At 66.1% G+C, this 23,600-nt stretch carries 17 protein-coding genes and 3 rRNA genes; 9 read left to right on the top strand and 11 right to left on the bottom strand.

Annotated features, from left to right (window positions below):
• Nucleotides 1-177: 177 nt before the first annotated feature.
• Nucleotides 178-1,308: a tRNA dihydrouridine synthase DusB gene (gene dusB, locus OHO83_RS29865; RefSeq protein ID WP_266670348.1), complete on the bottom strand. Its 1,131-nt coding sequence runs from the start codon at nt 1,306-1,308 to the stop codon at nt 178-180.
• A 102-nt stretch (nt 1,309-1,410) separates the two neighbouring features.
• Between dusB and OHO83_RS29860 the strand changes: the two genes are divergently transcribed.
• On the top strand, nt 1,411-2,892 hold the full coding sequence (locus OHO83_RS29860) for an MFS transporter (RefSeq protein WP_330279990.1): 1,482 nt from the start codon (nt 1,411-1,413) through the stop codon (nt 2,890-2,892).
• A 113-nt stretch (nt 2,893-3,005) separates the two neighbouring features.
• Here the strand turns inward: OHO83_RS29860 and OHO83_RS29855 are convergent, their stop codons facing one another.
• Nucleotides 3,006-3,968: a helix-turn-helix transcriptional regulator gene (locus OHO83_RS29855; protein ID WP_330279989.1), complete on the bottom strand. Its 963-nt coding sequence runs from the start codon at nt 3,966-3,968 to the stop codon at nt 3,006-3,008.
• Nucleotides 3,969-4,069: 101 nt separating this feature from the next.
• Here OHO83_RS29855 and OHO83_RS29850 point away from each other — a divergent pair, with 101 nt between their 5' ends.
• The 3 genes from OHO83_RS29850 (at nt 4,070) to OHO83_RS29840 (ending at nt 7,420) form a co-directional block, all read left to right on the top strand.
• The gene (locus OHO83_RS29850) at nt 4,070-5,512 is read left to right on the top strand and encodes an MFS transporter (protein ID WP_330279988.1); all 1,443 of its coding nucleotides are present in this window, start codon (nt 4,070-4,072) and stop codon (nt 5,510-5,512) included.
• Between the two features lie 267 nt (nt 5,513-5,779).
• Nucleotides 5,780-6,805: an aldo/keto reductase gene (locus tag OHO83_RS29845; protein ID WP_266670356.1), complete on the top strand. Its 1,026-nt coding sequence runs from the start codon at nt 5,780-5,782 to the stop codon at nt 6,803-6,805.
• A gap of 24 nt (nt 6,806-6,829) precedes the next feature.
• Nucleotides 6,830-7,420: a TetR family transcriptional regulator gene (locus OHO83_RS29840; RefSeq protein WP_266670358.1), complete on the top strand. Its 591-nt coding sequence runs from the start codon at nt 6,830-6,832 to the stop codon at nt 7,418-7,420.
• Between the two features lie 169 nt (nt 7,421-7,589).
• On the opposite strand, the gene rrf is transcribed toward OHO83_RS29840, so the two are convergent.
• From rrf to OHO83_RS29815, 5 genes are all read right to left on the bottom strand, one after another.
• Nucleotides 7,590-7,706 (bottom strand): 5S ribosomal RNA (gene rrf, locus OHO83_RS29835).
• Nucleotides 7,707-7,795: 89 nt separating this feature from the next.
• Nucleotides 7,796-10,918: ribosomal RNA gene (locus OHO83_RS29830) — 23S ribosomal RNA — on the bottom strand.
• A gap of 319 nt (nt 10,919-11,237) precedes the next feature.
• A 16S ribosomal RNA gene (locus tag OHO83_RS29825) occupies nt 11,238-12,765 on the bottom strand.
• Together the 16S, 23S and 5S rRNA genes form the textbook arrangement of a ribosomal RNA operon.
• 660 nt (nt 12,766-13,425) lie before the next feature.
• Nucleotides 13,426-13,644 (bottom strand): hypothetical protein, encoded by a 219-nt coding sequence (locus OHO83_RS29820; protein WP_100594289.1) that lies wholly within the window; start codon nt 13,642-13,644, stop codon nt 13,426-13,428.
• 197 nt (nt 13,645-13,841) lie between these two features.
• Nucleotides 13,842-15,224, bottom strand: a complete 1,383-nt coding sequence (locus OHO83_RS29815; protein WP_100594288.1) for a glycine--tRNA ligase — start codon at nt 15,222-15,224, stop codon at nt 13,842-13,844.
• A gap of 197 nt (nt 15,225-15,421) precedes the next feature.
• On the opposite strand from OHO83_RS29815, the gene OHO83_RS29810 reads away from it, so the two are divergent.
• Genes OHO83_RS29810 through OHO83_RS29795 form a run of 4 tightly spaced genes read left to right on the top strand, consistent with a single transcriptional unit; the run spans nt 15,422 to nt 18,549 of the window.
• The gene (locus tag OHO83_RS29810; RefSeq protein WP_329435314.1) at nt 15,422-16,378 is read left to right on the top strand and encodes a metal ABC transporter substrate-binding protein; all 957 of its coding nucleotides are present in this window, start codon (nt 15,422-15,424) and stop codon (nt 16,376-16,378) included.
• A 17-nt stretch (nt 16,379-16,395) separates the two neighbouring features.
• Nucleotides 16,396-17,178 (top strand): metal ABC transporter ATP-binding protein, encoded by a 783-nt coding sequence (locus OHO83_RS29805; RefSeq protein WP_116513669.1) that lies wholly within the window; start codon nt 16,396-16,398, stop codon nt 17,176-17,178.
• 1 nt (nt 17,179) lies between these two features.
• Nucleotides 17,180-18,076: a metal ABC transporter permease gene (locus tag OHO83_RS29800; protein ID WP_266670365.1), complete on the top strand. Its 897-nt coding sequence runs from the start codon at nt 17,180-17,182 to the stop codon at nt 18,074-18,076.
• A 17-nt stretch (nt 18,077-18,093) separates the two neighbouring features.
• Nucleotides 18,094-18,549, top strand: a complete 456-nt coding sequence (locus OHO83_RS29795; RefSeq protein WP_405603704.1) for a Fur family transcriptional regulator — start codon at nt 18,094-18,096, stop codon at nt 18,547-18,549.
• A 59-nt stretch (nt 18,550-18,608) separates the two neighbouring features.
• On the opposite strand, the gene OHO83_RS29790 is transcribed toward OHO83_RS29795, so the two are convergent.
• The 4 genes from OHO83_RS29790 to OHO83_RS29775 form a co-directional block, all read right to left on the bottom strand.
• Complete coding sequence (locus OHO83_RS29790; protein WP_266670369.1) at nt 18,609-19,430, bottom strand: isoprenyl transferase; 822 nt, start codon at nt 19,428-19,430, stop codon at nt 18,609-18,611.
• A gap of 23 nt (nt 19,431-19,453) precedes the next feature.
• On the bottom strand, nt 19,454-20,203 hold the full coding sequence (gene recO / locus OHO83_RS29785; protein WP_116513067.1) for a DNA repair protein RecO: 750 nt from the start codon (nt 20,201-20,203) through the stop codon (nt 19,454-19,456).
• Nucleotides 20,204-20,409: 206 nt separating this feature from the next.
• Nucleotides 20,410-20,625, bottom strand: a complete 216-nt coding sequence (locus OHO83_RS29780) for a hypothetical protein (protein WP_266670371.1) — start codon at nt 20,623-20,625, stop codon at nt 20,410-20,412.
• Between the two features lie 404 nt (nt 20,626-21,029).
• The gene (locus OHO83_RS29775; protein ID WP_266670372.1) at nt 21,030-21,773 is read right to left on the bottom strand and encodes a FadR/GntR family transcriptional regulator; all 744 of its coding nucleotides are present in this window, start codon (nt 21,771-21,773) and stop codon (nt 21,030-21,032) included.
• A 182-nt stretch (nt 21,774-21,955) separates the two neighbouring features.
• Between OHO83_RS29775 and OHO83_RS29770 the strand changes: the two genes are divergently transcribed.
• Nucleotides 21,956-23,578 (top strand): ABC transporter substrate-binding protein, encoded by a 1,623-nt coding sequence (locus OHO83_RS29770; protein WP_266670373.1) that lies wholly within the window; start codon nt 21,956-21,958, stop codon nt 23,576-23,578.
• Nucleotides 23,579-23,600: the final 22 nt, after the last annotated feature.

Below are 23,600 nucleotides of genomic sequence, written 5' to 3'. Positions count from 1 at the left end.
GCGCCTTCGGGCGACGAGGTCATTGGGTGACGGCGCCTTCGGGTGACCGAGGTCCTTCGGGTGACCGAGGTCCTTCAGCCGGTCGCGGCGTTTGAGCGACCGGGGGTCCGGGGGCAGAGCCCCCGGTTCCGGGAAGGGGCGGGGCGGGGGGAGAGAGAACACCTCCCCCACGACCAGTCACCCCCCGGACGTGTCCAGCTCCGCGTCCTCACTGACGCCCGCACAGTCCCACGGGTCCTTGAGCCAGCCGTCCGGCAGAACCACCCGGTTGTTGCCGGACGTACGGCCGCGAGGCCCGTCCGCGCCCACGGGCCACGCCTGATCGAGGTCCAGCTCGTCGAGCCCCGAGCGCAGCTCGTCGAGCGACGACGTCACGGCGAGCCGCTTGCGCATCTCGGAGCCGACCGAGAAGCCCTTCAGATACCAGGCCACGTGCTTACGGAAGTCGATGACACCGCGTGCCTCGTCGCCGATCCACTCACCGAGCAGACCCGCGTGCCGCACCATCGCGTCGGCGACCTTGCGCAGGTCGGGCGCCGCGGGCGCACCCGTGCCCTCGAATGCGGCGACGAGATCCCCGAACAGCCACGGCCGGCCCAGGCAACCGCGCCCCACCACGACACCGTCGCAGCCGGTCTCGCGCATCATCCGCACCGCGTCGTCGGCGCACCAGATGTCACCGTTGCCGAGCACGGGGATCTCCGGGACGTGCTCCTTCAGACGCGCGATGGCGTCCCAGTCGGCGGTACCGCCATAGTGCTGTGCCGCGGTGCGCCCGTGCAGGGCGATCGCCGTGACGCCCTCCTCGACGGCGATCCGGCCCGCGTCGAGGAACGTGATGTGGTCGTCGTCGATGCCCTTGCGCATCTTCATCGTGACCGGCAGGTCCCCGGCCCCGCTGACGGCCTCCTTCAGGATGGCCCGCAGCAGATTGCGCTTGTAAGGGAGCGCGGAGCCGCCGCCCTTGCGCGTCACCTTCGGGACCGGACAGCCGAAGTTCAGGTCGATGTGATCCGCGAGATCCTCTTCGGCGATCATCCGGACGGCCTTACCGACCGTCGCCGGATCGACGCCGTACAGCTGGATCGACCGCGGCTGCTCGCTCGCGTCGAAACGGATGAGCTGCATGGTCTTCTCGTTGCGCTCGACCAGCGCCCGCGTCGTGATCATCTCGCTCACGAAGAGACCCTTGCCGCCGGAATACTCCCGGCACAGGGTGCGGAAGGGCGCGTTCGTGATCCCGGCCATGGGCGCGAGGACCACAGGCGGCTGCACGAGGTGCGGACCGATGGTGAGCTGCTGGGACATCGGGCGGGCTCTCCGAAAACGTGGGACGGCGGGCAGGGACGGTTCTCCATTGTCCCCCACCTGGCGGGCGGCCCCGCCCGCGGTCGGGCTACCGTCGATTGCATGCCCCCTCCACTGACCCACCGCCGGCGGTTGCTCGTCCTCGCGATCTGCTGCATGAGCCTGCTGATCGTCAGCCTCGACAACACCGTTCTGAACGTCGCGCTGCCGAGCATGCAGAAGGAGTTCGGCGCGAGCGTCTCCGGCATGCAGTGGACCATCGACGCGTACACGCTGGTCCTCGCCTCGCTCCTGATGCTGGCGGGCTCGACCGCCGACCGGATCGGACGCCGCCGGATATTCAAGGCCGGCCTGGTGATCTTCACCGTGGGCTCGGTGCTGTGCTCCGTGGCGCCGAATCTGGAGTCCCTCATCGCATTCCGCATGGTCCAGGCGGTCGGCGGCTCGATGCTCAACCCCGTCGCCATGTCGATCATCACCAACACGTTCACCGAGCCCCGCGAACGCGCCCGGGCCATCGGCGTCTGGGGCGGCGTCGTCGGCATCTCCATGGCCGCCGGCCCCATCGTGGGCGGCGTCCTCGTCGACTCGGTCGGCTGGCGTTCCATCTTCTGGATCAACCTGCCGGTGGGCCTCGCCGCCCTCCTGCTGACCATGCGCTACGTCCCCGAGTCCCGCGCCCCCAAGCCGCGCCGCCCCGACCCGGTCGGCCAGCTCCTCGTCATGACGCTCCTCGGCTCCCTCACCTACGCGATCATCGAGGCCCCCGCCGCGGGCTGGACGTCCCCGGTCATCGTGACGTTCGCGCTGCTCGCCCTCGCGGCCCTCGTCGGTCTGATCGCCTACGAGCCACGCCGCGACGAACCCCTCATCGACCTGCGCTTCTTCCGCTCGGCACCCTTCAGCGGCGCCACGGTGATCGCGATCAGCGCGTTCGCCTCGCTCGGCGGATTCCTGTTCCTGTCGACGCTCTACCTGCAGAACGTACGCGGCCTCAATGCCCTCGACGCCGGCCTGTGGATGCTGCCGATGGCGGCCATGACCCTGGTGTGCGCCCCGATCTCCGGCCGCATCGTCGGCAGCCGCGGCCCCAGGATCCCGCTGCTCGTCGCGGGCATCGCGATGACGGCGAGCGGCGTGCTGTTCGCCGCGTTCGAGGCGGAGACGTCGAACGTGACCCGCTTCATCGGCTACGTCCTGTTCGGTCTCGGCTTCGGCTTCGTCAACGCCCCCATCACCAACACCGCCGTCTCGGGCATGCCCCGCGCGCAGGCCGGCGTCGCCGCCGCGGTCGCCTCCACCAGCCGGCAGATCGGCCAGACCCTCGGCGTCGCCGTCATCGGCGCGGTCCTCGCGTCAGGCATCGCGTCGGGCGTCGCGTCGGGCGTCGGCACGTCCTCGTACGCGACCACGTTCGTCGACGCGAGCCGGGGCGGCTGGTGGATCATCGTGGGCTGCGGCCTCGCCGTCCTCCTGGTCGGCCTCCTCACCAGCGGCCGCTGGGCACGCGCCACCGCCGAGCGCACCGCCCGCTGCCTGGAACAGCCGGAAATTCAGCAGGCCACGGCCGGCGCCAAGTCCTGAAGTGGCCGACGCCCGGCCCACGAGGCCTGAAGGTTTCTCGTGGGCCGCGTCACCGCACTCCTGGCCGGCCTCCTCTCCTCACCGACCGCCCGGTGCCGGTGAGACCCGGAAATTCAGGAGGCCACGGCCGGCGCCAGCTCCTGAAGCCGGTCGAGCCGCTCGCGGGACTCCTCGTCGGCGGGCGTGTACGTCACCAGACGGGCCCCCTGGTCCGGGCCGAGCCACAGATCGGTGTGGACCAGGGACATCGGCCCGACGTGCGCGTTGCGGAAGTACTTCGTCTTGCTGCGCGTGCCCACCACCTCGTGCAGCTGCCACGCCTCACGGAACTCCGGCGACTCGTCCTCGAGCCGCTTGAGCAGCAACTCCCAGGCGGGCTCGCCCAGATGGCCGGCCATCGACGCACGGAACTTGGCCGCCATCAGCCGGATCGTGTCCTCCAGGAACACGAACGACTTCCGCCACTGCTCGTTCGTGCAGATCAGCACCATGCAGTTGCGGTCCTCGGGTGCCACCGTGTCCAGGTCGCACAGCAGCCGCCCGTACGTGCGGTTGTACGCGAGGATGTCGTACCGGCTGTTCTGGATGCACGCGGGCAGCGGCTCCAACTTCTCCAGCATCAGCCGCAGCGCCGGCGTGACCGTCTGGCAGCTCGACGCGGGCGACGGATCGACGGCCCCGGCGAGCTGGAAGAGATGCGCGCGCTCACTCGTGTCGAGGAGCAGCGTGCGGGCCAGCGCGTCCAGGACCTGCACCGACACCTGAATGTCCCTAGCCTGTTCGAGCCACGTGTACCAGGTGACCCCGACCGCGGACAGCTGGGCGATCTCCTCACGCCGCAGCCCAGGAGTACGCCGGCGCCGGCCACGCGGCAGCCCGACCTGCTCGGGGGTGATGCCGGCGCGACGGCTGCGCAGAAAGTCGGCGAGCTCATGCCGCCGGATCTCGGACTCCCGCTTGGGCGACTCACGCGAGAACCCACCGGCCTGCCCCTGCCCCTGTGACTGTGCCTGCCCCGGTGCCTGTGCCTGCTCCTGCGCCGCAGTCGCCTTCGTCGTCCGCGCCATCGTGGTCATGCCTCCAGCCTGCCGCGCCACTGAGCCTGTTGCCAGGTAGTCCTTCTACCAGGATAAGAACACTCTGGTACCAGTCTGAGCGCCGGACGACGCTGGTACCCATGACCGGAACCGGGACCCGTTCCCTCTCTGTCTCCACCACAGCCCGCACCGCCACGGCCCCACCGGCACTCGGCGGACTCGGGCTCTTCACCGTGCTGGTCGGCGCGGCGCTCCCCCTCATCGACTTCTTCATCGTCAACGTCGCCCTGCCCACCATCGGCCACGACCTGGCCGCCGGCGAGGCACTCCTCGAACTCGTCGTCGCGGGCTACGGACTCGCGTACGCCGTCCTGCTCGTCCTCGGCGGGCGGCTCGGCGACCTCTTCGGCCGGCGCAGGCTGTTCCTCGGCGGCATGATCGCCTTCGGCCTGACCTCACTGGCCTGCGGCCTCGCCCCCGACGCCTGGACCCTCGTGGCCGCGCGCGTCGCGCAGGGCGCCGCGTCGGCCGCGATGCTCCCGCAGGTCCTCGCCACCATCCAGTCGACGACGACGGGCCGGCGCCGGGCGAAGGCCATGGGCCTGTACGGGGCCACGGCGGGCCTGTCCATGGTCGTCGGCCAGATCCTGGGCGGCGTCCTCGTCGCAGCGGACGTCTTCGGAACCGGCTGGCGGTCGGTGTTCCTGGTCAACGTGCCCGTCGTCCTGGTCGGCCTCTTCCTGGCAGCCCGCGCCGTCCCCGAGACCCGCTCCCCGCGCCCCGAACCGGTCGACGGCCCCGGCACGCTGCTCCTCGCCGCGTCCCTGCTCACGCTCCTCGCACCCCTGACCGAGGGCAGGGCGGCCGGCTGGCCCTTGTGGACATGGCTCTTACTGGCGGTCTTCCCCTTCCTCGCGTACGCCTTCTACCAGGTGGAACGCCGGGCAGACCGGCACGGCCGCACCCCACTGGTCCCGCCCAGCCTCTTCGCCCTCGTCTCACTGCGCCGCGGCCTGATCATGATCGTGCCGTTCTCCATCGGGTTCAGCGGCTTCATGTTCGTGATCGCGGTGGCGCTCCAGCAGGGCGAACACCTCGGCCCCGTACCGGCGGGCCTGGCTCTCGCGCCGATGGCCGCGGTCTTCTTCGCCGTATCTCTCGCGGGCCCGCGCCTCATCGCCCGCTACGGCACCCGGATCGTCACGGCGGGCGGCATCATCCAGGGGGCCGGCGTGGCCCTCATCGCCCTCGCGGCCTGGCGGACCTGGCCCGACCTGGGCGTCCTCGAACTGATGCCGGGCGCCGCGCTCGCGGGCGCGGGCCAGGCACTCCAACTCCCCATACTCTTCCGGCTCATCCTGTCCGAGGTACCGGCGACGCGGGCGGGAGTGGGCAGCGGCGTCATGATCACCACGCAGCAGTCGGCCCTGGCCCTCGGCGTAGCCACACTCGGCTCCCTCTTCCTCACCCTGACCCCGAGCCTGGGCATGCGAGACGCACTGGTGACAACCCTGCTGGTGCAACTGGCGGGCATAGCCCTGACGACAGCACTGAGCTTGAGACTGCCACGAACAGTGAGCTGAGCCCTGCGCCGCCCGAGGCCGCCCCGCGATGACCAGGGCCGACCCGGGGCGGACCAGGGGCTGACCAGGGCTGACCGTCACTCGCTCCCACCCCTCGCATGTCGGATGACAGGTGACTGGCATCAGTTAGCAGGTGACGGATGACGAGTGACGGATAACAGATGACAGCTGACAGATATTGAAAGCTGTCAGCTGTCATGTCATCGTGGCTAGGGAACACAGAACCATCGAATCGGCGGCACCGATCACCGATCTAAGGAGCGCCCGATGTCCCCCACCTCTCCCACCCTCCACCCCCGCCCTCTAGGCTCCACCGGTCCCGAGGTCTCCGCCATCGGGCTCGGCTGCATGGGGATGTCCGCGCTCTACGGCGAGGCCGACCGGGGCGAGTCCATCGCCACCATCCACGCGGCCCTCGCAGCCGGCATCACGCTGCTCGACACCGGAGACTTCTACGCGATGGGGCACAACGAGATGCTCATCGGGGAGGCCCTGCGCACCGCCCCCACCACACACCGCGAGAAGGCGCTGACCAGCGTGAAGTTCGGCGCTCTGCGAGACCCGGACGGTGGCTGGTCCAGCTACGACGGACGGCCGGCCGCAGTGAAGAACTTCGCCGCGTACTCGCTCCAGCGCCTCGGCGTCGACCACATCGACGTATACCGGATCGCCCGTGTCGACCCCGCCGTACCGATCGAGGAGACCGTCGGCGCCATCGCCGAGCTCGTCGAGAAGGGACACGTCAGGCACATCGGCCTGAGCGAGGTCGGCGCCGACACGATCCGGCGTGCCGCCGCCACCGCCCCCATCTCCGATCTGCAGATCGAGTACTCGCTGATCTCCCGCGGCATCGAGGAGGCCATCCTGCCGGCCGCCCGGGAGCTGGGCATCGGCATCACGGCGTACGGGGTCCTGTCACGCGGCCTGATCTCCGGACACTTCGGCCGGGACCGCAAGCTCGCCCCGAACGACTTCCGCGGGATGAGCCCTCGCTTCCAGGGCGAGAACCTCCAGCACAACCTCGACCTCGTCGAGTCGCTGCGCAAGATCGCCGAACAGAAGGGTGCCAGCGTCGCGCAAGTAGCCATCGCCTGGGTGCTCAGCCGCGGCAACGACATCGTGCCCCTGGTCGGCGCCCGTCGCAGGGACCGGCTGACGGAGGCGCTCGGCGCCCTCGACATCAACCTGGACTCGGCGGACCTTGCCGCGATCGAGGAGGCCGTGCCGGCCGGTGCCGCCGCGGGTGACCGCTATCCCGAGGCACAGATGTCGCACCTCGACAGCGAGCGCTGATCACCGCCCGGTACGGTCGGCATCATGGCAACCGAGACCCTGACCACCGAGCGCATCCTCGAGGCGACCGAGGAGGTGCTGCGCCGGCATGGTCCCGCCAAGGCGAACGTCGTCGACGTGGCCCGCGCGCTCGGCGTCAGTCACGGCAGCGTCTACCGGCATTTCGGTACGAAGGCAGAGTTGCGCGAGGCGGTCACGAAGCGCTGGCTCGACCGCACCACGAACGAACTGCAACTGCTCATGACAGACGGCTCGCTGACGGCACCCGCCATGTTGCGCCAGTGGCTCGCGACGCTGTTCGCGGCCAAGCGCCGCAAGGCGGGTGACGATCCGCAGCTCTTCGCCACGTACCAGGTGCTGATCACTGAGAACAGCCGAGTGGTCGAACTCCACGTCGGTGAGCTGATCATGCAGCTCGACCACATCATTCAGGACGGCATCGCCAAGGGGCAGTTCAGCCTTCCTCACCCCGACCCCGCCCTGACGGCCCGCGCGGTATTCGACGCGACCAACCGTTTCCACGATCCGGCGTACGCGGGTGAGTGGCAGAAGGCCGGCATCGACGAGGAGTTCAGAGCCCTCACGGATCTCGTCCTCCGCGGCTTGAATTCCTGAGACCGTATCCCCCACAGCACTCGGCCGGGCTCTGAAAGGGGTCCGGCCGAAAAGGTCCGGCCGAAAAAAGGGGGACTGGTCTGAGGCGGCCGGCCCGGGACCGGCCCCGAAACGCAGAAAACCCCCGTAACAGGATTCTCATCCGTTACGGGGGTTTTCTTCAAAAATAGTTCGGCGGCGTCCTACTCTCCCACAGGGTCCCCCCTGCAGTACCATCGGCGCTGTGAGGCTTAGCTTCCGGGTTCGGAATGTAACCGGGCGTTTCCCTCACGCTATGACCACCGAAACACTATGAAACTGTCAACCGCACCACGCTCTGTGACAAACGTGGGGTTGTTCGTGGTTTCAGAACCAACACAGTGGACGCGAGCAACTGAGGACAAGCCCTCGGCCTATTAGTACCAGTCACCTCCACCCGTTACCGGGCTTCCAGATCTGGCCTATCAACCCAGTCGTCTACTGGGAGCCTTAACCCCTCAAGGGGGTGGGAATACTCATCTCGAAGCAGGCTTCCCGCTTAGATGCTTTCAGCGGTTATCCTTTCCGAACGTAGCCAACCAGCCATGCCCTTGGCAGGACAACTGGCACACCAGAGGTTCGTCCGTCCCGGTCCTCTCGTACTAGGGACAGCCCTTCTCAATATTCCTACGCGCACAGCGGATAGGGACCGAACTGTCTCACGACGTTCTAAACCCAGCTCGCGTACCGCTTTAATGGGCGAACAGCCCAACCCTTGGGACCGACTCCAGCCCCAGGATGCGACGAGCCGACATCGAGGTGCCAAACCATCCCGTCGATATGGACTCTTGGGGAAGATCAGCCTGTTATCCCCGGGGTACCTTTTATCCGTTGAGCGACGGCGCTTCCACAAGCCACCGCCGGATCACTAGTCCCGACTTTCGTCCCTGCTCGACCCGTCGGTCTCACAGTCAAGCTCCCTTGTGCACTTACACTCAACACCTGATTACCAACCAGGCTGAGGGAACCTTTGGGCGCCTCCGTTACTCTTTAGGAGGCAACCGCCCCAGTTAAACTACCCATCAGACACTGTCCCTGATCCGGATCACGGACCCAGGTTAGACATCCAGCACGACCAGAGTGGTATTTCAACGACGACTCCCCCTGAACTGGCGTCCAGAGTTCAAAGTCTCCCACCTATCCTACACAAGCCGAACCGAACACCAATATCAAACTGTAGTAAAGGTCCCGGGGTCTTTCCGTCCTGCTGCGCGAAACGAGCATCTTTACTCGTAGTGCAATTTCACCGGGCCTATGGTTGAGACAGTCGAGAAGTCGTTACGCCATTCGTGCAGGTCGGAACTTACCCGACAAGGAATTTCGCTACCTTAGGATGGTTATAGTTACCACCGCCGTTTACTGGCGCTTAAGTTCTCAGCTTCGCACACCCGAAAGTGCACTAACCGGTCCCCTTAACGTTCCAGCACCGGGCAGGCGTCAGTCCGTATACATCGCCTTACGGCTTCGCACGGACCTGTGTTTTTAGTAAACAGTCGCTTCTCGCTGGTCTCTGCGGCCACCCCCAGCTCATGAAGTAAATTCAATCACCGGTGATGGCCCCCTTCTCCCGAAGTTACGGGGGCATTTTGCCGAGTTCCTTAACCATAGTTCACCCGAACGCCTCGGTATTCTCTACCTGACCACCTGAGTCGGTTTAGGGTACGGGCCGCCATGAAACTCGCTAGAGGCTTTTCTCGACAGCATAGGATCATCCACTTCACCACAATCGGCTCGGCATCAGGTCTCAGCCTTAATGTGCGACGGATTTACCTATCGCACGGCCTACACCCTTACCCCGGGACAACCACCGCCCGGGCTGGACTACCTTCCTGCGTCACCCCATCACTCACCTACTACAAGTCTGGTCCGTCGGCTCCACCACTTTCCTTTCCCCGAAGGGTCCGGAACGGCTTCACGGACTTAGCATCGCCTGATTCAATGTTTGACGCTTCACAGCGGGTACCGGAATATCAACCGGTTATCCATCGACTACGCCTGTCGGCCTCGCCTTAGGTCCCGACTTACCCTGGGCAGATCAGCTTGACCCAGGAACCCTTAGTCAATCGGCGCACACGTTTCTCACGTGTGTATCGCTACTCATGCCTGCATTCTCACTCGTGAACCGTCCACAACTCGCTTCCGCGGCTGCTTCACCCGGCACACGACGCTCCCCTACCCATCACGATCCCCGTTGGGGGTATATATCGCAATGACACGACTTCGGCGGTACGCTTGAGCCCCGCTACATTGTCGGCGCGGAATCACTAGACCAGTGAGCTATTACGCACTCTTTCAAGGGTGGCTGCTTCTAAGCCAACCTCCTGGTTGTCTGTGCGACTCCACATCCTTTCCCACTTAGCGTACGCTTAGGGGCCTTAGTCGATGCTCTGGGCTGTTTCCCTCTCGACCATGGAGCTTATCCCCCACAGTCTCACTGCCGTGCTCTCACTTACCGGCATTCGGAGTTTGGCTAAGGTCAGTAACCCGGTAGGGCCCATCGCCTATCCAGTGCTCTACCTCCGGCAAGAAACACACGACGCTGCACCTAAATGCATTTCGGGGAGAACCAGCTATCACGGAGTTTGATTGGCCTTTCACCCCTAACCACAGGTCATCCCCCAGGTTTTCAACCCTGGTGGGTTCGGTCCTCCACGAAGTCTTACCTCCGCTTCAACCTGCCCATGGCTAGATCACTCCGCTTCGGGTCTTGAGCGCGCTACTGAATCGCCCTATTCGGACTCGCTTTCGCTACGGCTTCCCCACACGGGTTAACCTCGCAACGCACCGCAAACTCGCAGGCTCATTCTTCAAAAGGCACGCAGTCACGACTGCATGTGCAAGCACATACAGCGACGCTCCCACGGCTTGTAGGCACACGGTTTCAGGTACTATTTCACTCCGCTCCCGCGGTACTTTTCACCATTCCCTCACGGTACTATCCGCTATCGGTCACCAGGGAATATTTAGGCTTAGCGGGTGGTCCCGCCAGATTCACACGGGATTTCTCGGGCCCCGTGCTACTTGGGTGTCTCTCAAACGAGCCGCTGATGTTTCGACTACGGGGGTCTTACCCTCTACGCCGGACCTTTCGCATGTCCTTCGCCTACATCAACGGTTTCTGACTCGTCTCACAGCCGGCAGACTGTGAAAGAGAGATCCCACAACCCCACATGCGCAACCCCTGCCGGGTATCACACGCATATGGTTTGGCCTCATCCAGTTTCGCTCGCCACTACTCCCGGAATCACGGTTGTTTTCTCTTCCTGCGGGTACTGAGATGTTTCACTTCCCCGCGTTCCCTCCACATACCCTATGTGTTCAGGTATGGGTGACAGCCCATGACGACTGCCGGGTTTCCCCATTCGGAAACCCCCGGATCAAAGCCTGGTTGACGGCTCCCCGGGGACTATCGTGGCCTCCCACGTCCTTCATCGGTTCCTGGTGCCAAGGCATCCACCGTGCGCCCTTAAAAACTTGGCCACAGATGCTCGCGTCCACTGTGCAGTTCTCAAACAACGACCAACCACCCATCACCCCGAACCAGCAGATTCGAGTGCACTGGGGTCGGCACTGAAGGCGACCGTTTCGGCCGTACCTTCAGACACCCAACAGCGTGCCCGACCCGGTTCCGCCCGGAGATCATGCTTTCCACGCTCCGAGGAGCAGTACTCACAGCCTCCGACCCGTGAACCCGGTCGAATAGTCAACGTTCCACCCTTGAGCAACCACCGTCGGACATTTGCCGACGAAATGGCTCTTGGACCACCAGACAATGCCTGGCAGCCAAAGTGCTCCTTAGAAAGGAGGTGATCCAGCCGCACCTTCCGGTACGGCTACCTTGTTACGACTTCGTCCCAATCGCCAGTCCCACCTTCGACAGCTCCCTCCCCACAAGGGGGTTGGGCCACCGGCTTCGGGTGTTACCGACTTTCGTGACGTGACGGGCGGTGTGTACAAGGCCCGGGAACGTATTCACCGCAGCAATGCTGATCTGCGATTACTAGCAACTCCGACTTCATGGGGTCGAGTTGCAGACCCCAATCCGAACTGAGACAGGCTTTTTGAGATTCGCTCCGCCTCGCGGCATCGCAGCTCATTGTACCTGCCATTGTAGCACGTGTGCAGCCCAAGACATAAGGGGCATGATGACTTGACGTCGTCCCCACCTTCCTCCGAGTTGACCCCGGCAGTCTCCTGTGAGTCCCCATCACCCCGAAGGGCATGCTGGCAACACAGAACAAGGGTTGCGCTCGTTGCGGGACTTAACCCAACATCTCACGACACGAGCTGACGACAGCCATGCACCACCTGTATACCGACCACAAGGGGGGCACCATCTCTGATGCTTTCCGGTATATGTCAAGCCTTGGTAAGGTTCTTCGCGTTGCGTCGAATTAAGCCACATGCTCCGCTGCTTGTGCGGGCCCCCGTCAATTCCTTTGAGTTTTAGCCTTGCGGCCGTACTCCCCAGGCGGGGAACTTAATGCGTTAGCTGCGGCACCGACGACGTGGAATGTCGCCAACACCTAGTTCCCACCGTTTACGGCGTGGACTACCAGGGTATCTAATCCTGTTCGCTCCCCACGCTTTCGCTCCTCAGCGTCAGTAATGGCCCAGAGATCCGCCTTCGCCACCGGTGTTCCTCCTGATATCTGCGCATTTCACCGCTACACCAGGAATTCCGATCTCCCCTACCACACTCTAGCCTGCCCGTATCGACTGCAGACCCGGGGTTAAGCCCCGGGCTTTCACAACCGACGTGACAAGCCGCCTACGAGCTCTTTACGCCCAATAATTCCGGACAACGCTTGCGCCCTACGTATTACCGCGGCTGCTGGCACGTAGTTAGCCGGCGCTTCTTCTGCAGGTACCGTCACTTTCGCTTCTTCCCTGCTGAAAGAGGTTTACAACCCGAAGGCCGTCATCCCTCACGCGGCGTCGCTGCATCAGGCTTTCGCCCATTGTGCAATATTCCCCACTGCTGCCTCCCGTAGGAGTCTGGGCCGTGTCTCAGTCCCAGTGTGGCCGGTCGCCCTCTCAGGCCGGCTACCCGTCGTCGCCTTGGTGAGCTTCTACCTCACCAACAAGCTGATAGGCCGCGGGCTCATCCTGCACCGCCGGAGCTTTCAACCCCCTCCCATGCGAGAGGGGGTGCTATCCGGTATTAGACCCCGTTTCCAGGGCTTGTCCCAGAGTGCAGGGCAGATTGCCCACGTGTTACTCACCCGTTCGCCACTAATCCACCCCGAAGGGCTTCATCGTTCGACTTGCATGTGTTAAGCACGCCGCCAGCGTTCGTCCTGAGCCAGGATCAAACTCTCCGTGAATGTTTTCCCGTAATCGGGACTACACCACGAGAGCGGAACCGTCGGGAGGAATAATCCCCACGATTCACTGCGTCCTCGCTAGTGCGCCTCACCCCGGTGTGGAAGTGAGGACTTTTTCAAAGGAACCTCCAACCCACAATGTGGGCCGGGGTTGTCAATCTGGCGTTGACTTTTGGCACGCTGTTGAGTTCTCAAGGAACGGACGCTTCCTTTGTACTCACCCGAGAGACTCTCTCAGGCTTTCCTCCGGGCAGTTTCCCTTCGGTCTTGCGTTTCCGACTCTATCAGACTCTTTCGTGTCCGATTTCCTCGGTGCCTTTCAGGTTTCCACTCCAGCCTTTCGGCTTTCCGCGTTTCCCTTTCCGGCGGTTCCGACTCTATCAGATCCTTTCGGGCCTGATTCCCAGTCAGCGGGGCTTGTCTTCGCGGCTGTTGGGCCGTTCCGACGTCCCAAACTTTAGCGGATTCCCCCGGCGGCGCCTAATCGGGCCATCGAGTCCACCGCGAATTGAATTCGGGCGCGCCGAATTCACTCCCGGTGGGAGATCGTGCTGCTTGTTTGGGTGCCGCTTGAGCGGCGGAGGTGTTGTCGCGGGGCCGACTGGCCGGGTGACAACTCGGAGGACTCTAGAGATGTCCGGGCCCCGTGTCAATTCGGCCCTACTGGGGCCCCTGGGCCGACGGGTCCACCGTCGCCTGGTGCTCCTGGGCGAGGTGCTCCTCGGCCTTGAGCCAGGGCAGGAACTGGGCGGGTTTCCGCCAGCCGCAGGTGTCGCATCTGATGGTGCGGCGCGGGCCCGAGCGCTGTACTCGCACCGTGTGCTCCCGGCCGTGCTGGTCCCAGCGGCTGACCTTGCTCGTGGTGGTGTTCGGCAGCATGACGCCTCCTCCGCCGCCCCTGTGGGCGTGCGTTCCGCAAGGAGTGTGCAGCAAGAGCAATATCAACAGGGGGGTTTCTGTGGTGCGTTGTGCGTCTCGCCGGCGTCCGCGGCCGCCCGGGAACGACGGAAGCGGCCCAGGAGCGCGATGTGCACGCTCCTGGGCCGCTTCCGTGGTGCCTGGTCCCCGAGGGGTGATCAGCAGCCGACGAGGCGCGTCGCCAGGTAGCCCTCGATCTGGTCGAGGGAGACCCGCTCCTGCTTCATGGTGTCGCGCTCGCGAACCGTGACGGCGTTGTCGTCGAGGGTGTCGAAGTCGACGGTGACGCAGTACGGCGTACCGATCTCGTCCTGACGGCGGTAGCGGCGGCCGATGGCGCCCGCGTCGTCGAAGTCGATGTTCCAGTTCTGGCGCAGCGCGGTGGCGAGTCCCTTGGCCTTCGGGGACAGCTCCGGGTTGCGGGACAGGGGCAGGACCGCGACCTTGACCGGGGCGAGGCGGTGGTCGAAGCGCATGACGGTGCGCTTCTCCATCTTGCCCTTGGCGTTGGGCGCCTCGTCCTCGACGTAGGCGTCGAGCATGAAGGCGAGCATGGAGCGGCCGACACCGGCGGCGGGCTCGATGACGTACGGGGTGTAACGCTCGCCGGCTTCCTGGTCGAAGTAGGAGAGGTCCTGGCCCGAGGCCTTGGAGTGCGCGGAGAGGTCGTAGTCCGTGCGGTTGGCGACGCCCTCGAGCTCGCCCCACTCGTTTCCGCCGAAGCGGAAGCGGTACTCGATGTCAGCGGTGCGCTTGGAGTAGTGGGAGAGCTTCTCCGCCGGGTGCTCGAACCAGCGCATGTTCTCCTCGCGCATGCCGAGGCCGGTGTACCAGTTCCAGCGCTGCTCCATCCAGTACTCCTGCCACTTCTCGTCCTCGCCCGGCTTGACGAAGAATTCCATCTCCATCTGCTCGAACTCGCGGGTGCGGAAGATGAAGTTGCCGGGCGTGATCTCGTTGCGGAAGCTCTTGCCCATCTGGGCGATGCCGAACGGCGGCTTGCGGCGCGAGGTCTGCTGGACGCTGGCGAAGTTGGTGAAGATGCCCTGGGCGGTCTCGGGGCGCAGGTAGGCGATGGAGCCGCTGTCCTGCGTGGGGCCGAGGTGCGTGGAGAGCAGGCCCGAGAACTGCTTGGGCTCGGTGAAGGTGCCCTTGTTGCCGCAGTTGGGGCAGTTGAGGTCGGTGAGGCCGTTCTCCGGCAGCTTGCCGTGCTTGGCCTCGTACGCCTCCTCCAGGTGGTCCGCGCGGTACCGCTTGTGGCAGGAGGTGCACTCGGTGAGCGGGTCGGTGAACGTGGCGACGTGACCGGAGGCCTGCCAGACCTCGGTCGCCAGGATCACGGACGAGTCGATACCGACGACGTCCTCGCGCGAGGTGACCATGTAGCGCCACCACTGGCGCTTGAGGTTTTCCTTCAGTTCGACGCCCAGCGGCCCGTAGTCCCAGGCGGCGCGCTGGCCGCCGTAGATCTCGCTGCACGGGTAGACGAAGCCACGGCGCTTGCTGAGGCTGACGATGGTGTCGATCTTGTCGGCGGCCACGGTGCTCTCTTCATTACGACGACGACGAAGCTGCTGCTTCAGAGCGAATGCGAATGCTTCAGGTTACCGGCGGCGTGGGGCTCCGGATCAAATCGGTTGGGGGTCCCGAGCCCGGGCTGGGGTGGGATGCCCGTTTCGGTGTGATCGCGGCGACTGCTTGTTGACAATCGTTTCCAGATTTGTTGAAAATGAGTGTCATGAACGTACGACGCCTCATACCCACCGCCGCCGTCGCCTCCGTCACCGTGCTCGGCATCACGGCCCTGTCGGCCTGCTCCGCCTCCTCGGGTGACGGCAGGAACAGCGACGGCAAGCTCGCGGTGGTGGCGTCGTTCTATCCGATGCAGTACCTCGCGGAGCAGATCGGCGGGGACCACGTCGCCGTCACCAATCTGACCAAGCCCGGCCAGGAGCCGCACGACCTGGAGATCAGCGCGAAGCAGACCGCGCAGCTCCAGGACGCGGGTGTCGCCCTCTATCTCAAGGGCCTCCAGCCGGCCGTCGACGACGCGATACAGCAGTCCGGGATCAGGACCAAGGTCGATGCCGCTTCCCTGACGCATCTGGAGAAGCACGGCACCGAGGTCGGCGGACACGCCGAGGAGCACGACCACGAGCACGGCGGCGAGGGCGGCCGGGATCCGCACATCTGGCTGGACCCGGTGAAGTACGCCGAGGTCGCCGAGGGTGTGGGCAAGGCCTTCGAGAAGGCCGACCCGGATCACGCGGCGGCGTACAAGAAGAACACCGCGGCGCTGGTCGGCAAGCTCGACGGACTGAACACACGGTTCGAGGACGGGCTGAAGAACACCGATTCGAAGGTGTTCATCACGACCCACGCGGCCTTCGGCTATCTCGCCGAGCGGTACGGGCTCACCGAGGAGGCCATCAGCGGCCTCGACCCGGAGAGCGAGCCCAGCGCGGCGCGTGTGAAGGACCTCCAGAACATGGCGAAGGCCGACGGGGTGACCACGGTCTTCTACGAGACCCTCGTCAGCGACAGGACGGCGAAGACCCTCGCGGGCGACGCGGGCCTCAAGACCGCCGTGCTCGACCCGCTCGAGGGCATCACCGACAAGTCCAAGGGCGACGACTACATCCAGGTCATGGAGTCGAACCTGAAGGCCCTGCAGACGGCGCTCGGCGCCAAGTGACCACGGAGGACAGCGGCATGGACGCATCGGTGAAGGCCGGCGAGCCCGTCATAGCCCTGCGCAGCGTGACGGCCGAGCTCGGCTCGCGTCCGGTGCTGCGCGGCATCGACCTGACCGTGCGACGCGGTGAGGTCGTGGCCCTGCTCGGCGCCAACGGTTCGGGCAAGTCGACGGCCGTGCGCACCGTGATCGGCCAGGTGCCCGTCAGCGGCGGCGAGGTCGAGATCTTCGGTACGCCGCGTCGGCGGTTCCGGGACTGGGCGCGGGTCGGTTACGTGCCGCAGCGGACGACCGCGGCGGGCGGGGTGCCGGCCACGGTCACCGAGGTCGTGTCCTCGGGGCGGCTGTCGCGGGCGCGCTTCGGTCTGCTGCGCAAGGCGGACCGTGAGGCGGTGCGCCGGGCGCTGGACCTGGTCGGGATGGCCGACCGTGCCAAGGACTCGGTGGACGCGCTCTCCGGCGGCCAGCACCAGCGCGTCCTCATCGCGCGGGCCCTGGCCTCCGAGCCGGAGCTGCTGATCATGGACGAGCCGATGGCGGGCGTCGACCTGGCGAGCCAGGAGATCCTCGCGAAGACGCTGCGGGCGCAGGTCGAGGCGGGTGCGTCCGTGCTGCTCGTCCTGCATGAGCTGGGCCCGCTGGAGCCGCTGATCGACCGTGCGGTCGTGTTGCGCGACGGCTGCGTCCTGCACGACGGGCCGCCGCCGGAGGCGGTCGGCCAGCACGCGCTGCCGGGCCACGACCACGTCCACCCACACACCTCGGATCTCACCCCCGTACGCACAGGACTGCTGAGCTGACATGGAATTCCTCGACTCCGCCTTCATGCAGCGGGCCCTGCTCGCCGCGGTCCTGGTGGGCATCACCGCCCCCGCGATCGGCATCTATCTCGTCCAGCGGCGGCAGGCCCTGATGGGTGACGGCATCGGCCATGTCGCGATGACGGGCGTCGGCCTCGGCTTCCTGCTCTCCACGTCGCCCGTGTGGATGGCGATGGCGGTCTCCGTGGTCGGCGTCGTGATCATGGAACTGATCCGCTGGTACGGGAAGACGCGCGGCGACATCGCGCTCGCGATGCTCTTCTACGGAGGTATGGCGGGCGGCGTGATGCTGATCAACCTCGCCCCCGGCGGTTCCACGGCGAATCTGCAGAGTTATCTCTTCGGCTCGCTGTCGACCGTCTCGCAGAGCGACCTCGTGTCGATCTGCGTCCTCGCCGGATTCGTCGCCGCGGTCACGATCGGTCTGCGCCGGCAGCTGTTCGCGGTCAGCCAGGACGAGGAGTTCGCCCGGGTCACCGGCCTGCCGGTGCGCGTCCTGAACCTGCTCGTCGCGGTGACCGCGGCGGCGACCGTCACCGTCGCGATGCGCGTCGTGGGTCTGCTCCTGGTGTCCGCGCTGATGGTGGTCCCGGTGGCGGCCGCGCAGCAGCTCACGCGGAGCTTCGCGGCGACTTTCGCGATCGCCGTGGCCATCGGCGTCACCACGACGCTGGGCGGCACGATCACCAACTACTACGTCGAGATCCCGCCCGGCGCGACGATCGTGCTGCTGACCATCGCGGCGTTCATCGTCTTCAGCCTGATCGCCACTCCGCTGGCCAGGCGCAGGGCGCGGGCGGCGGCGAGCGCGGCCGGCGACCCGGCGGAGTGCGCGATTCCGGGCCGGATCCCCGGTCAGGCCGGGGCCGAGGTCTGACCCGGGCACCGTGCGGCCTGGCACAATGGGCCGCCGGCAGTAAATCCGAGGAGGCAACAGTGGGAGCCCCGGTTCGAGGCAGGTCGACCCGCCAGCGTGCGGCCGTGGCGGCGGCGCTCGACGAGGTGGACGAGTTCCGCAGTGCCCAGGAGCTCCACGACGTCCTCAAGCACAAGGGTGACTCGGTGGGTCTGACGACCGTCTACCGCACCCTGCAGTCCCTCGCCGACGCGGGCGAGGTCGATGTTCTGCGCACGTCGGACGGCGAGGCCGTCTACCGGCGCTGCTCCAGCGGCGAGCACCACCATCACCTGGTGTGCCGGGTGTGCGGCAAGGCGGTCGAGGTCGAGGGCCCGGCCGTGGAGAAGTGGGCCGAGACGATCGCCGCGGAGCACGGGTATGTGAACGTGGCGCACACGGTGGAGATCTTCGGTACGTGCGCGGAGTGCGCGGGCGCCGCCGCGGAGAGCTGAGCACCGTTTCCTGCGTGTGCTGTGGGGGGTACTTCCGAGTACCCCCCACAGCCGTCTGATCAGCTGTTGGCGATCTGTTCCTCGTTCGGCATCGCTCCACCGAAGCGGCGGTCCCGGGAGGCGTACTCGAGGCAGGCGCGCCACAGGTCACGACGATCGAAGTCGGGCCACAGGACGTCCTGGAACACCATTTCGGCGTAAGCGCTCTGCCACAGCAGGTAGTTGGAGGTGCGCTGCTCGCCGCTGGGGCGCAGGAACAGGTCGACGTCCGGCATGTCCGGGTAGTAGAGGTACTTCGCGAAGGTCTTCTCGCTGACCTTCGACGGGTCGAGGCGGCCCGCCTTCACGTCCTCGGCGATGGCCTGCGCGGCGTCGGCGATCTCGGCGCGGCCGCCGTAGTTCATGCAGAAGTACAGGGTCAGCTTGTCGTTGCCCTTGGTCTGCTCCTGGGAGATCTCCAGCTCCTGGGCGACCGACTTCCACAGCTTGGGCATGCGGCCCACCCAGCGCACCCGTACGCCCAGCTCGTCGAGCTGGTCGCGGGTCTTGCGGATGAAGTCGCGGTTGAAGTTCATGAGGAAGCGGACCTCGTCGGGTGAGCGCTTCCAGTTCTCCGTGGAGAAGGCGTAGAGCGAGATCGCGCCGACGCCCATCTCGATCGCGCCCTGGAGGACGTCCATGACCCGCTCGGCGCCGACCTTGTGGCCCTCCGTGCGCGGCAGCCCGCGCTCCTTCGCCCACCGGCCGTTGCCGTCCATCACGATGGCGACGTGCTCCGGCACCAGCTCGCCGGGGATCTTCGGCGGCCGCGCGCCCGTCGGGTGCGGTTCGGGCGTCTTGTACTCACGGCGGGACCGTCCGAGAATTCCGCGACGTGCCATGTGGGCTCTCCCCTAGCTCAGTTCTAGCTTTTCTCTACGTAACGCAGGGAGCGCAGTCCGCGCTCCAGGTGCCAGTGCAGATACGCCGACACCAGTCCGCTGCCCTCTCTCACGAAGCGTGCCTCGCACGCGTCCGCCGTCTCCCAGTCGCCGGTCAGCAGCGCGCCGAGGAGGACGAGGGCCTGCGGTGAGGGTACGACGCTGCCCGGTACCCGGCAGTCGACGCAAACCGAGCCGCCCGCTCCGACGGAGAAGAACCGGTTGGGGCCCGGGAGGCCGCACTTCGCGCAGTCGCCGAAACTCGGGGCGTAGCCGTTCACGGCGAGGGAGCGCAGCAGGAAGGCGTCGAGGACGAGGTGGGGTTCGTGCTCGCCTCTGGAGAGGGTCCGCAGCCCGCCCACCAGGAGCAGGTACTGCTGGACGGCCGGCTCGCCCTCGTGGTCGGTGAAGCGCTCGGCGGTCTCCAGCATGGCGGTGCCGGCGGTGTAGCGGGCGTAGTCGCTGACGATGCCGCCGCCGTAGGGGGCGATGGTCTCGCTCTGGGTGCACAGGGGCAGCCCGCGCCCAATCAACTCGCTGCCCCGCGCGAAGAACTGCACGTCGACGTGCGAGAAGGGTTCGAGCCGGGCGCCGAACTTGGACTTGGTGCGCCGCACACCGCGCGCCACGGCGCGCACGCGCCCGTGATTGCGGGTGAGCAGCGTGATGATGCGGTCCGCTTCGCCCAGCTTCTGGGTGCGCAGCACGATGCCGTCGTCGCGGAACAGGCTCATCACGCACCCCCGCAGGATTCCGACTGGGGGTACGGGGGTCGGCCCCCGGGAGAAAACAGCATGATGCGGTCCGCTTCACCCAGCCTCTGGGTGCGCAGCACGATGCCGTCGTCGCGGAACAGGCTCATGGGCCCATTCTCGCCTACGCCGATGGGGTGGGGTCGGGGGACCTGTGAAGGATGGCGTCGGGGATCTGTGAACGGGGGTCAGGAGACCTCGCCGCGGCTTCTGGCGTTCGCATAGGCCGTTGCCGCCCGCAGCCGTTCGGAGGTCGTCGCCACCCGCACCGTGTCCGGGGCGCAGTCCCATTCGCGGCCGCCTCCGAAGGGCCGGAGCTGAACGTACGGACCCTCGTGCCCCATGACCCGGCCCACCTGTCCGGTGCTGATGTCGACGGCGTAAGAACCGATTGGCGGCTTCATCGGCGGTGGCTCCTGTCCATACGTTCCATGCGTTTCCCGGCGGGCGGCGGCGTCAACCGAAACAACGGCCACATTCCACAAGCGGACACGGGACGCGGCGCTGAATCGTCGGCGGTGTGCCGCGAGAGGCAATTGCCGACCTCCGCCGCGGGTATTCGCGCAGCTCTTCCCGCGCCTGTGACCGCGTGCCCGGGCCGCCGTTCCGCCCATGTCAGATGGCTCCCCGCCGCCGTCGAATTCCACGCATCCCACACCGGCGAGTACGCGTGCCAATTAGAGTGGGAACGACCTCTGGGCTCTATGCGGCGCGCGCGAATTCGAACACGCCATTCGGAACAGGGATGCTCGATGCTGTTTGAACCAGGGGGAATGTGCGCGCGTAACTCCACAGAAATCCAGCACGCTCACTCGACGCCTCTCGTCTCCTGTTCCGCGCGTGCCTCGATGCCCCGGAAGTGGTGTGCCATGGCCCGCTGCGCGCCCGCGGCGTCCTGGGCGCGCAGAGCCGTGACGATGTCGCGGTGGCGGCTGACGGTGACGTCGGGGTCGGGGTCGCTGGACCAGGAGCGCGCGCCGGCGACACGGTCGAAGACGTTCCAGAACGCGCCGAGGAGCTGCGGGATCAGCTCGTTGCCCAGCGAGCGGTAGAGCGTCTCGTGGAAGTCCCGATCGAGGTCGGCGAAGGGTTCGTCGGCCTGGCCCGCGGCGGCCATCTTCCGGACGATGTCGTCGAGCCGGTCGAGGATCTCCGGCGGGAGCGGGGCCGCGGCGACCCTGCGGATCAGGCCCTCCTCGAGGATCTCGCGGACCTGGAGGATCTCGGCGAGGGCGTGCGCGTCGGAGGCGGGCCGCAGCAGGGTGCGGAAGGTGAGGCCGTCGGCGAGCGGGGTGAGGGAGGCCTGTCCGACGTAGGTGCCGTAGCCGTGTCGGATCTCGACGATGTCGAGTGCCTGGAGGGCCTTGAGGGACTCGCGTACGGAGTTTCTGCTGACGCCGAGCGACTCCATCAGCTCGGCCTCGGTGGGCAGCAGTTCGCCGGGCCGCAGTCCTCTGTCCAGGATGAGCTGTGTGACCGCGCGCTGTACCTGCTGACTGACGCGGCGGTGCCGTATCGCCGGGTTCCTGGGCTCCTCAGACATGCGCCGCATCGTAGGCGCAGCAGACGTCCCACGTCCCATGTCGGGACCAAACTTCTTCCCGCCCGGCGCCCGGAGCTCTCCGGGCTTCTCTGCGCGATCCCTTGACCGGCCCTCGCGGCGCTCTTATGGTCACGTCGCTACCAAGACGTAGGACGTTGGATCTCCCGCGCATCTCCCTCTCTGGAGGCACCATGAGCGACCACGAGCCGACCGGCCGCCGATCCTTCCTCAAGTACACCGGCGCCCTCGGCGCGGCCGCTGCCATCTCCACCTCCCTGTCGGCCTGTTCGTCCGGGCCGAAGTCCACCAACGACACGGGCGACGGCAAGGGCGGCGGATCCTCGCTGACCGCCGTCATCGGGTACGGCAACGACGGAAGCTGGGACCCGACGCAGACCGCGTCGGCCTTCGCCATGGCCGGCAACCAGCACCTCTACGAGGGCCTCCTCGACACCGACCCGATCACGCGCGAGCCCTACGCGGCGCTCGCCACGAAGGTGCCGACGGATGCAGAACTGGCCACCACCTCCTGGAAGTTCACTCTGCGCGAGGGTGCCAAGTGGCACGACGGGAAGCCCGTCACGGCGGACGACGTGGTGTTCGTCTTCGACCGGATCCTCGACCCGGGCACGCAGTCGCTCGCCAAGGGCTTCTTCGAAAGCTGGCTGAAGGAGGTCAGGAAGACGGGTGACGACTCCGTCGAGCTCGTCCTCAAGTTCCCCTTCCCGGACGGCGCCGCGCGGCTGACCCTCGCCAAGATCATGCCGAAGCACGTGTTCTCGAAGCCGGGCGCGTGGGACGACGCGACCAAGGGCAAGGCGGTGGGCTCGGGCCCGTACCGGCAGACCTCGCACCAGCCGAAGACGAACACCACCTTCGAGGCGTTCGCGGACTACAACGGGCCGCGCAAGGCGTCGTTCAAGAAGATGAACTGGCTGACCATCGTGGACGCGGCGCCACGCGTCGCGAAGATCTCCGGTGGCAGCGCGGACGCGCAGATCGCGGACAACATCCCGTACGCGAACATCGCGCAGCTGAAGAAGGGCGGCCTCACCGTCGAGGGCGGCGCCGGGATGAACAACCTCTTCCTGATGTTCAACACCGCGCACAAGCCGTTCGACGACGTGCGGGTGCGTCAGGCCCTGCACTACGCCATCGACAGGCAGAAGATGATCGAGGTGGCACTCAAGGGGCACGGGAAGGGCGCGAGTTCGTTCCTGAACGAGGGCAACCCCGACCACCGGCCGGCGAAGACGGTGTACGAGTACGACCCGGACAAGGCGAAGAAGCTCCTCAAGGACGCCGGGGTCAGCGGGCTCTCGGTCTCCCTGATGTCCGTCAACGTGTCGTGGATCATGGACTGTCTCCCGACGATCAAGGCCTCGTGGGACGCGATCGGCGTGAAGACCACGCTCGACCCGCAGGAGACCACGGCCGTCTTCACGAAGATGGACCAGAAGAAGGACTACCAGATCGTGGCGGCCGCCTCGAACCCCAACCAGTTCGGGCTCGACGCCGACCTGATCATGCATTACAACTACGGCCCGTCGAACCTGTGGATGGGCTACGCGCGCTGGGCGGGCAGCTCCGACGCCAAGCACCTCTTCAAGCTGATGGACCAGGCCACGCGCGAGCCGGACCCGGCGAAGAAGAAGACGATGATCCAGGAGTACATCGACATCGTCGCCGAGCAGGCCGTGCTCTACCCGGTCGTGCACAACGAGCTGATGACGGCTTGGGACCCGAAGAAGATCACCGGTGTGCAGGCGCAGCCCTATCCCGGGATCAACGTGCTCAAGGCCAAGCCCGCGTAACGCGGCTTTCTCGCAAGGGAGT

This window comes from Streptomyces sp. NBC_00569 (assembly GCF_036345255.1).
Classification (GTDB): Bacteria; Actinomycetota; Actinomycetes; order Streptomycetales; family Streptomycetaceae; genus Streptomyces.
Note: the sequence above shows the minus strand (reverse complement) of the source record. Positions and strands in the feature narration are given on the sequence as shown.